We start from the raw sequence: 9,325 nt of genomic DNA, 5'->3' as shown, positions 1-9,325 counted from the left end.
CCCCCCCCCCCCGACCCCTGATGTGCGGGTCCGTGCGCCCCCCGACGGCGCACGGCCCTTCAAGTGTCCGCTTCCACCGGGCAAGCAGTGGTGGATCGGAGCGGACGTCTATGAGATGCACGTGGGCGACAGTTCGTTACGCGACTTTCAGTGTAATTGAGGTCACAGAAAGTCCGTAGCCGCTTTCGGAGGACCTATCCGGGCCGTTACATGACGCGGAGTGATCAACTTGCCGCCCTCTCTCACTCGATAGCGGCAAGCGGCTCCTCGACGTTCATCCGCGCGCCCATCAGTTCCCCGAGCCCCTGGTACGGGTCGCCGTGCTCCACGCCGTCGGCGCTGCTGCGCAGCACCAGCTCCGACGCCCCGTCCACGTCGCGCACCAGTTCGTGGTCCAGCTCGGACACCGCGTACTCGTCGAGGTAGAGCTCCAGCGACAGCGACCAGCCGGCGCGCTCCTGGTCCAGCCGGGCGCTGGCCACGTCGCGGCTGTCCACCCACTGCGCGCCGGGGCGCTCGCGGAGCTCGCCGACCGGCGTCGCGGCCAGCTCGCCGAGCTGCTCCAGCTCCGCCTCGCGGAACCGGGCCAGCGTGCCGGCCAGCAGCCGCTTGGTGGTGCTCGCCGAGCTGGGCAGCAGCACCAGGCCGCGGTCGGTGACCAGCAGGTCGTAGCTGCTGCCCGCGCACTGCACCGGGCTGACGATCCCGGCCAGCTCGGGTTCCGGCTCGGCCGCCGGGCGCCGCGCGTGGTGCAGCGGCACCCCGAGGTTGACCAGCGCCCGGTGCAGACCGGGGATCAGCCGGGGATCGGCGACCGCGGGGCGCACCAGCCGGTCGGCGTCCAGCGGTTGGCCGTTGGCCAGCCGGACCGGCGACGGGCCGCCCCAGTCCAGCTCGTGGTGGGCGCGGCGAGCGCAGATCAGCGCGTCCACCGCGGTGCAGCCGAGCAGGTCGACCAGGGTGTCCTCGGCGGCCTGGTCGACGAGCTCCGGGCTCAGCCCGGGGTTGAGCACCGGGTTGATCAGGTCGCGCCCCTGGCCGCGGTGGATGGCGGCCAGCACCCCGGCGATGGACGGTTCCACCGGCAGCCCGCTCTGCTCCACCGCGGAGCTCAGCACTGCTGCCTGCTCGGCGACGTGCGCGGCACCGGCCTGCCGGGCGAGCTCCGGCCACGGCATCCGCTCGCCGAGGCCGTCGACCATCAGCCGGTCCTCCAGCTCCGGCACGCTCTTGCGCGGGCTGCGCAGCACGGCGAACGCGGGGCGCTCGTCGAGTTCGCGGTCGGCGGTCTTGAGCCGCTTCATCGCCTCGACGCGGCGGCGGGTGCGGCCGTCCGGCTCCTCGGCGATGGCCTGCTTGGCGCGCTCGGCGAGCTTCGGCTTGCGCGTCGGGTGCGACATGAAGTTGCGGAAGCCCAGCAGCACGTCCGGCGCGTGGCCGATCGAGGTGGCCATGCTCAGGTAGTCGTCGGCGTACTCGCGCCAGCCGATCTCGACGGCCACCGACTTGCGCAGGGACAGCACCGCGGTGCGGGTCCCGGCCTCCCGGACGGCGACCGCGTCGGCGGCCAGCTCCAGGTCGTCGCCGGTGGTGGCGGCGATCGCGGTGAACAGCCGGGCGTAGCCGTTGAACAGCCACTTGGTCGGACCGCCGGTGAGCCCGGCCGCGGTGCGCTCGACGCTGGCCGAGGTGCGGTGGGCGAGCGCGGTCAGCTTGTTGCGACTGGTCAGGCGACCGATCTCGCGGGCCACCACGGCCCGCAGCTCGCTGACGTTGAGCGCCGCCAGCAGCGGCAGCCCGAGCTCCAGATACCTGCCCTTGGTGCGCAGGCCGAGCAGTGCGGTGTGCTCGCGAACGGTGGCGGTCGGTTCGGAGGTGATCCGGATCTCGTCGGGTTTCGGCGCTTCAGCGGAGGTGGCGATGGATTCGGCCATCCGCCACAGCTGCGGTTGCTCGGAACGGTCCAGCGCCACCCCGCGGGGCCGCGTCCGCGAGCGCAGCACGGCGCGCCAGCCGATCGCGAACACCGCGCCGACGACCAGCGCCGCGGCGGCGGCTTTCAGCCCGCTGGTGTGGTCGTAGCGGAAGGTGACGACAGCGATCGTGAGCAGGCCGAGGACCAGCGCGATCGGGGTGACGAAGAAGGCGATGTGCAGCGCCAGTGCCAGGGCGGCGCGCCAAGGGCCACGCACTTGCAGAACTCCGGAGGGGGGTGGACGGGGGTGGTGGTGCAGTCTTCGCGAACAGCCGGGTTCAGTCAATCCAGCAACATCACGTCCACTGTGGACCCAGCGGCGAGTTCGGTGACCTGCTCCGGGATCTCGAGCAGGCAGTTCGCCTTGGCCAATCCGGCGAGCAGGTGCGAACCGGGCGCGCCCTGAAGGCTCACCGATCCGGTGGCCGGGTCGTACTGGCCGCGCCGGTACTGCCGCCGATCGGCCGGTGCGGTGAGGGATTCGGTCAGCGTCGCTCGGCGTGTCGGCCGCTGCGTGGCCAGGTGCCCGGCGGCGGCGCGCAGCGCGGGGCGCACGAAGATCTCGAACGACACCATCGCGCTGACCGGGTTGCCCGGCAGCGTCACGACGGCCACCTGGTCGCGGTAGCGGCCGCAGCCCTGCGGCATGCCCGGCTGCATCGCGACCTTGGTGAACTCGACGCCGGTCCCGGTCAGCGCGTCCTTGACCACCTCGTACGCGCCGGCGCTCACACCGCCGGAGGTGATCAGCAGGTCCGTGCTCTCCAGGTGCGGGGCGAGCGCCCGGTGGAAGGCGTCGACGTCGTCGGGCACGAAGCGCAGCAGGGTCGCCTCGCCGCCTGCCTCGCGCACCGCGGCGGCGAGCATCAGGCCGTTGGACTCGTAGATCTGGCCGGGCTCCAGCGTCGCGCCGGGCTCGACCAGCTCGGAGCCGGTGGACAGCACGAGCACCCGCACCGGGCGGTGCACCGGGAGCTGGCCCGCACCGACCGCCGCGGCCACTCCGAGCTGCGAAGCGGAGAGCGTGGTGCCCGCGGTCAGCACCGTCTCCCCGGCGGTGACGTCCTCACCGGCTCGGCGCACGTGCTGTCCCGGCTGCACCGAGGCGAACGCCAGCACCTGCTCGGTGCCGCGGTCGGTGCGCTCCACCGGGATCACCGCGTCGGCGCCCGGCGGCACCTGGGCGCCGGTCATGATCCGGTGCGCGGTTCCGGGCTGCAGCGGCGGCACGTCGACCCGGCCTGCCGGGATGTCCTCGTGGACCGGCAGCTTCACCGGCTGCTCGGAGGTGGCGCCCGCCAGGTCGACCGACCGCACCGCGTAGCCGTCCATCGCCGAGTTGTCGAACGGCGGCAGCGGGATCGGCGAGGTCAGGTCCTCGGCCAGCGCGTGGCCCAGGCAGTCCGCCAGCGGTGCGACCAGCACCGGCGTCGGCGGCAGCAGCGCCGCGACCTTCGCCTGGTGATCGGTGACCGCGGTCAGGTCGGGGGTTCCGGTTCCGTGCGACACGCCCCGATCATCGGCCATCACCACCCCCGCTGTCGCCACCGGCGTGTGAATCGACACCGGATGCCGCCGTGGCAAACTCCTCCGAGACCGTTCGGGTCGATCTCCCCGGTGCTGCCGAACCCGGTGACGTCCGCGGCCGGAGAACCTCGTGCGCGGTGCCGGGCGGGTCGAGCGGTCCCGAGACAGGAGGTATTCGTGCAGGTTCGGACTCGTCACACGCCGTCGTTCGGGGTGGCCCGGTTGATGCTGGCACCGGGCGAGCCGGTGCAGGTCGAGAGCGGTGCGATGCTCGCGACCAGCTACGGGGTGACCGTCGAAGCCCGCGCCCAGGGCGGCTTCATGAAGTCTCTGGCGCGCGCCGCGCTGGGTGGCGAGTCGTTCTTCACGTCCACCTTCACCGCGCCGCAGCAGGGCGGCTGGGTGGACGTGGCGGCGAACCTGCCCGGCGACCTCAACGTGATCGAGCTCGACGGCCGGGTCGGCTGGTGCGTCACCAGGGGCTGCTGGCTCGCCTCCGCGAGCACGGTGCAGCTGGAGACCCAGTGGGGCGGCTTCCAGAACCTCTTCGGCGGTGAGGGCGGGTTCATGAGCCACGCCGTCGGCCAGGGACCGATGGTGGTCTCCTGCTACGGCGCGCTGGACGTGGTGACCCTGCAGCCCGGCGAGTACGTCACGATCGACACCGGTCACGTGGTGGCTTACGCCGACACGGTCCAGAGCCGTTTGCGGCAGATGAACCAGGGCGTGGTGCAGTCGCTCAAGAGCGGTGAAGGTCTGGTCTTCGATTTCGCCGGTCCGGGTCAGGTCCTGACCCAAACCCGCAATCCGCGAGGACTGGTCACCTGGCTCCAGGCGAATGGCCTCGGCGCCCGGTCCTGAGCGGAACTCACCGGGAAGTGGAACGGGTCCGGCGGCTATTCGGGTGACGCCGAAAGTCAATGCCGAACAGCCGAAAGGATTGCCCGTTCCACCATCCGGCCGTCGACGCGGGAACTGCTCGACTAAATGCTGTCAACAGCGAAAAGGTTGAGGCCTGCTCAGCGGGTGCGTGGCGTGCTGGGGGCTGCTGCGGCGCAAGCCGCGCGCCCATTCCATTAAACGGGGTTCGCTCTGGGCGGAATGGGCTAGTGCAGTTGGGGGAATATTCCGGCGCGATGACGGACGGTGTTCAGTTGCGGCACCCATTCGGCCCAGCGTTTAACGGAAAAGTTGCATTGCCGAACCCGCGACGAGGCCCGAATTCGGGGGTAGTGTGGCCGTTGCTCCAGCGGCGCTCGCGCCGTGCATCACTTTTCATGAGGAGGACGCCGTGGCGGTCGGCACGGTCAAATGGTTCAACTCGGAGAAGGGCTACGGATTCATCGCTGCGGACGGTGGATCTGATGTTTTCGTCCATTACTCCGCCATCAACATGTCGGGCTTCCGCACCCTTTCCGAAGGGGACCGGGTGGAATTCGAGGTCAAGGCGGGGCGCGACGGCCGCACCCAGGCGGACGGCGTCCGCAAGGTCTGACTGAGCTTCATCCGCACGGCCCGGCCCCGCCGCAGGGGCCGGGCCGTTGTGCTGGGCCTCACCAGGTCGGATCACGACCGGCTGGGTCAACCGTGAGACGAGCGTGATCTCGGCCGGTTAGGCTGCTCGGCGTGTCGGAAGACCTCACCGGGAAGCGCCTCGGCCACTACAAGATCGACGGAGTGCTCGGTCGCGGTGGCATGAGCGTGATGTACCGCGCCACCGATATCCGGCTCGGCCGCAAGGTCGCCCTCAAAGTCATGGGCGAGCACATCACCGGTGATGCCGAGTTCCGCGAGCGATTCGTCGACGAGGCGCGCAACACCTCGGCCATCGACCACGCGAACATCGTGCCGCTGTACGACTTCGGCGAGGTCGACGGCATGCTCTACATCGCGATGCGGCTGGTCGACGGCTCCGACCTGGCCAGCCTGATCAAGGACGGCCCGATCTCGCCCAAGCGCACCCTGGAGCTGCTGGCGCAGATCGCCGAAGCCCTGGACATGCTGGCCGAGCGCGGGCTGGTGCACCTCGACCTGAAGCCGGCCAACGTGCTGGTGACCTCGCGCGAATCCGTGCACGAGCACGTCTACCTGGCCGACTTCGGCCTGACCCGGCGCGGCGCGACCGGCCACCGCACGGCCAGCGGCGACTTCCTCGGCTCGCCGACCTACGCGGCGCCCGAGCACCTGCGCGGCGAGCCGGTGGACGGCCGCACCGACCAGTACGCGCTGGCCTGCATGCTCTTCGCCTGCCTGACCGGCCGCCCGCCGTTCCAGGGCCAGGTGCAGGAGGTCATCCAGGGCCACCTCGGCGCCGAGCCGCCGCCCGCCACCTCGCTGATGGTGCTGCCCGCCGGCATCGACGAGGTGCTGCGCCGCGGCATGGCCAAGAACCCCGAGCAGCGCTTCAAGACCTGCCAGGAGCTCGTCGCCGCCGCGCGCACCGCGCTCGGGCAGGCCGCGGGCGACGCCCCGCCGCAGCCGCGCCCGGCCGCTCCGGTGCCGGGTCCGGCGCCGATGTCCGGGCCGCAGCCGGTGCAGTACCCGCCGAGCCAGCCGATCCCGGCGCAGGGCTACCGCCCGCCTTACCCACCGCAGCAGGCGCCGCGCCCGCTGCCGCCGCCGGGCAACGACCCGGTGCGCCTGCGCCCGCCGATGCCCGCCGGTTCGTCGTCGTTCGCGACCACCTCGGGCAGCTCGGCGAAGTGGATCGTGCCGGTGCTGGTGGGTGTGGCGCTGGTCGTCATCGTGGTCGTCTTCGTTGTGATGGCCAACTCGATGGGCGGCTCCGGCAGCACCACCAACACCAGCCCGACCAGCTCGGAATCCTCGTCGTACAACAACAACGACCTGCCCACGACCGTCCCCACGGGCGACTGACGCTCGGACTAGTTGCTTGCACTCGACTGGGGAGAGTGCTAAACACGGTATTGGCACTCACCAAGGTTGAGTGCCAGGTCGGGACGGTGAGGCCGTTCCCGGCGGTACCACCAGACGGTATCGCCGGCCGGTCGTCCGTCGCGGGCACCGAGCCTGGCCGAGCACGAGTCTTGCCGTGGGGTGCGTACCCACCGCCGCGGCGTCCAGACAGGTGGAGGACCACACCGCAATGGCCAAGATGATCGCGTTCGACGAGGACGCCCGCCGCGGTCTTGAGCGCGGCATGAACACCCTCGCCGACGCCGTCAAGGTGACGCTCGGCCCGAAGGGCCGCAACGTTGTGCTCGAGAAGAAGTGGGGCGCACCCACCATCACCAACGACGGCGTCTCCATCGCCAAGGAGATCGAGCTCGAGGACCCGTGGGAGAAGATCGGGGCCGAGCTGGTCAAGGAGGTGGCGAAGAAGACCGACGACGTCGCCGGTGACGGCACCACCACCGCCACCGTGCTGGCCCAGGCCCTGGTTCGCGAGGGCCTGCGCAACGTCGCGGCCGGCGCCAACCCGATCGCCCTGAAGCGGGGCATCGAGAAGGCCACCGAGGCGATCGCCGAGCAGCTGCTCAAGAACGCCAAGGAGATCGAGACCAAGGACCAGATCGCGGCCACCGCGGCGATCTCGGCTGGCGACCGCCAGATCGGCGAGCTGATCGCCGAGGCCATGGACAAGGTCGGCAAGGAAGGCGTCATCACCGTCGAGGAGAGCAACACCTTCGGGCTCGAGCTCGAGCTCACCGAGGGCATGCGCTTCGACAAGGGCTACATCTCGCCGTACTTCGTGACCGACTCGGAGCGGATGGAGGCGGTCCTGGAGGACCCGTACATCCTGCTGCTGAGCGGCAAGGTCTCGAACGTCAAGGACCTGCTCCCGCTGCTCGAGAAGGTCATGCAGGCCAACAAGCCGCTGCTGATCATCTCCGAGGACGTCGAGGGCGAGGCCCTGGCCACCCTGGTCGTCAACAAGATCCGCGGCACCTTCAAGTCCGTCGCCGTCAAGGCCCCGGGCTTCGGCGACCGCCGCAAGGCGATGCTGCAGGACATGGCGATCCTGACCGGCGGCCAGGTCATCAGCGAAGAGGTCGGCCTCAAGCTGGACACCGCCGACTTGAACCTGCTGGGCCGCGCCCGCAAGGTCGTCGTGACCAAGGACGAGACCACCATCGTCGAGGGCTCCGGTGACGACGAGCAGATCGCCGGCCGGGTCAACGAGATCCGCGCCGAGATCGAGCGCTCGGACTCCGACTACGACCGCGAGAAGCTGCAGGAGCGCCTGGCCAAGCTGGCCGGCGGCGTGGCCGTCATCAAGGCGGGTGCGGCGACCGAGGTCGAGCTCAAGGAGCGCAAGCACCGCATCGAGGACGCGGTCCGCAACGCCAAGGCCGCGGTCGAGGAGGGCATCGTCGCCGGTGGCGGCGTCGCCCTGCTGCAGGCCGCGCAGGCTGCCTTCGACGGCCTCAACCTCGAGGGCGACGAGGCGACCGGTGCCAAGAGCGTGAAGATCGCTGTCGAGGCCCCGCTGAAGCAGATCGCCATCAACGCCGGCCTCGAGGGCGGCGTCGTCGCGGAGAAGGTCAAGAACCTGACCTCGGGCCACGGCCTGAACGCCGCGACCGGCGAGTACGAGGACCTGGTCCAGGCCGGCGTCCTGGACCCGGCGAAGGTCACCCGTTCGGCGCTGCAGAACGCCGCTTCCATCGCCGCGCTGTTCCTGACCACCGAAGCCGTGGTCGCGGACAAGCCGGAGAAGGAGGCTGCGGGCGCAGGTGCCGCCGCCGACCCGATGGGCGGCATGGGCGGCATGATGTAAGTTCTGCCCAAGGCAAACGAAGGGCCGTCCCCTCACGGGGGCGGCCCTTTGTTTTTGGGGTCTTGTGGTTGCTTTGCGGGGCGGTGCGGGTAGCGGAACCTCAGACGCCGCCTGCCTGTGGGATCCCTTTTTTATGTATGACCAATACACGGCAAAAGGGCTGTCCTCGGCAGGCGACGTCTGAGAACCCGCGGCGGTGCCGGTTGCGGGGGTGGGCTATTCGCCTGGCGGCGAATACAAGCTCAAGATCAAGATCAAGATCAAGAGCTCTGGAGCGCTCGTTCCTCGTGGTGGCGTCGGGCTGAGGTCGTGGGGTGTCGCGGTTACGGTTCCGGGGTGGGTGCTTTGCTGGAAGTCATCGCGCTGGACGCCGCTGATGTCGAGGCGGCGCAGAGCGGTGGTGCGGATCGGGTTGAGCTGTGCCGGGATCTGGACGCCGACGGGCTGACTCCCGAGCTCGCGACCGTGCGCAGCGCGCTGGCCGTCGCCGAGGTCCCGGTGCGCGTGATGGTGCGCGACCAGGCGGGTTTCGGCGCTGACGTCGACGTGTTGCGGCGGCAGGTCGGGGAGCTGCTGGAGGCCGGGGCTCGGCAGTTCGTGCTCGGGTTCCTGGACGAGCACGGTCAGGTCGACATGGGCTCCACCCGGGAGGTGGTCGCTGAGCTGGGCGGTTGTCCGTGGACCTTCCACCGGGCCGTGGACCACGCCGCCCAGTACCGGTTGGCCTGGAACCAGGCGGTCGCGCTCGGGCCGAGCAGCATCCTGACCGCCGGCGACCCCGACGGGGTCGACGAGGGCCTTGCCAACCTGCGAGAACGCGCTGAGCTGCAGGACATCGACGGGGTGGAGCTGCTCGTCGGCGGAGGCCTCCGGCAGGAGCACGTCCCGGTCCTGCGGGCGGCGGGCGTCCGCGCCTTCCACATCGGGACCGGCGCCCGGATGTCCGGCTCCGTCCTCGCCGACCGCGTCCGCTCCTGGCGGGAACTCCTGGACTCCTGAGTGGTGGGGGCGCGGCCAGGTGCCGACTCGCCGCGCTCCCCACCTTCATCAACGCCGCGAGCTCCCCCTTGCTGCGGCGATCA

General features: G+C 70.5%; 7 protein-coding genes. 5 read left to right on the top strand and 2 right to left on the bottom strand.

Going from position 1 to position 9,325, the window contains the following annotated elements; translation table 11 throughout:
* Positions 1 to 242: 242 nt before the first annotated feature.
* Together OU415_RS30515 and moeA are read right to left on the bottom strand one after the other, a co-directional pair.
* On the bottom strand, positions 243 to 2,192 hold the full coding sequence (locus OU415_RS30515; protein WP_270952861.1) for a M48 family metallopeptidase: 1,950 nt from the start codon (positions 2,190 to 2,192) through the stop codon (positions 243 to 245).
* Positions 2,193 to 2,257: 65 nt separating this feature from the next.
* A complete protein-coding gene (gene moeA / locus OU415_RS30510) occupies positions 2,258 to 3,502 on the bottom strand; it encodes a molybdopterin molybdotransferase MoeA (protein ID WP_270952859.1) in 1,245 nt (414 codons plus the stop codon).
* Positions 3,503 to 3,679: 177 nt separating this feature from the next.
* Here moeA and OU415_RS30505 point away from each other — a divergent pair, with 177 nt between their 5' ends.
* From OU415_RS30505 to OU415_RS30485, 5 genes are all read left to right on the top strand, one after another.
* A complete protein-coding gene (locus tag OU415_RS30505; RefSeq protein ID WP_270952857.1) occupies positions 3,680 to 4,363 on the top strand; it encodes a TIGR00266 family protein in 684 nt (227 codons plus the stop codon).
* Between the two features lie 430 nt (positions 4,364 to 4,793).
* Positions 4,794 to 4,997, top strand: coding sequence for a cold-shock protein (locus OU415_RS30500; RefSeq protein ID WP_270952855.1), 204 nt, complete (start codon positions 4,794 to 4,796; stop codon positions 4,995 to 4,997).
* 131 nt (positions 4,998 to 5,128) lie between these two features.
* Positions 5,129 to 6,379, top strand: a complete 1,251-nt coding sequence (locus tag OU415_RS30495; protein WP_270952854.1) for a protein kinase domain-containing protein — start codon at positions 5,129 to 5,131, stop codon at positions 6,377 to 6,379.
* Between the two features lie 229 nt (positions 6,380 to 6,608).
* Positions 6,609 to 8,243, top strand: coding sequence for a chaperonin GroEL (groL, locus tag OU415_RS30490; RefSeq protein ID WP_270952853.1), 1,635 nt, complete (start codon positions 6,609 to 6,611; stop codon positions 8,241 to 8,243).
* A 336-nt stretch (positions 8,244 to 8,579) separates the two neighbouring features.
* Positions 8,580 to 9,242, top strand: a complete 663-nt coding sequence (locus OU415_RS30485) for a copper homeostasis protein CutC (protein WP_270952852.1) — start codon at positions 8,580 to 8,582, stop codon at positions 9,240 to 9,242.
* Positions 9,243 to 9,325 lie beyond the last annotated feature (83 nt).

Origin of the sequence: Saccharopolyspora oryzae, from assembly GCF_027853915.1 — a bacterium.
In the GTDB taxonomy this organism is placed as follows: Bacteria; Actinomycetota; Actinomycetes; order Mycobacteriales; family Pseudonocardiaceae; genus Saccharopolyspora; species Saccharopolyspora oryzae.
This window is presented reverse-complemented; position numbering and strand designations above follow the sequence as displayed.

What these genes read in the sequence shown, in the direction of transcription:
- groL (WP_270952853.1), top strand. Translation starts at nt 6,609, where the DNA reads ATGGCCAAGATGATCGCGTTCGACGAGGACGCCCGCCGCGGTCTTGAG.
- moeA (WP_270952859.1), bottom strand. Translation starts at nt 3,502, where the DNA reads ATGGCCGATGATCGGGGCGTGTCGCACGGAACCGGAACCCCCGACCTG.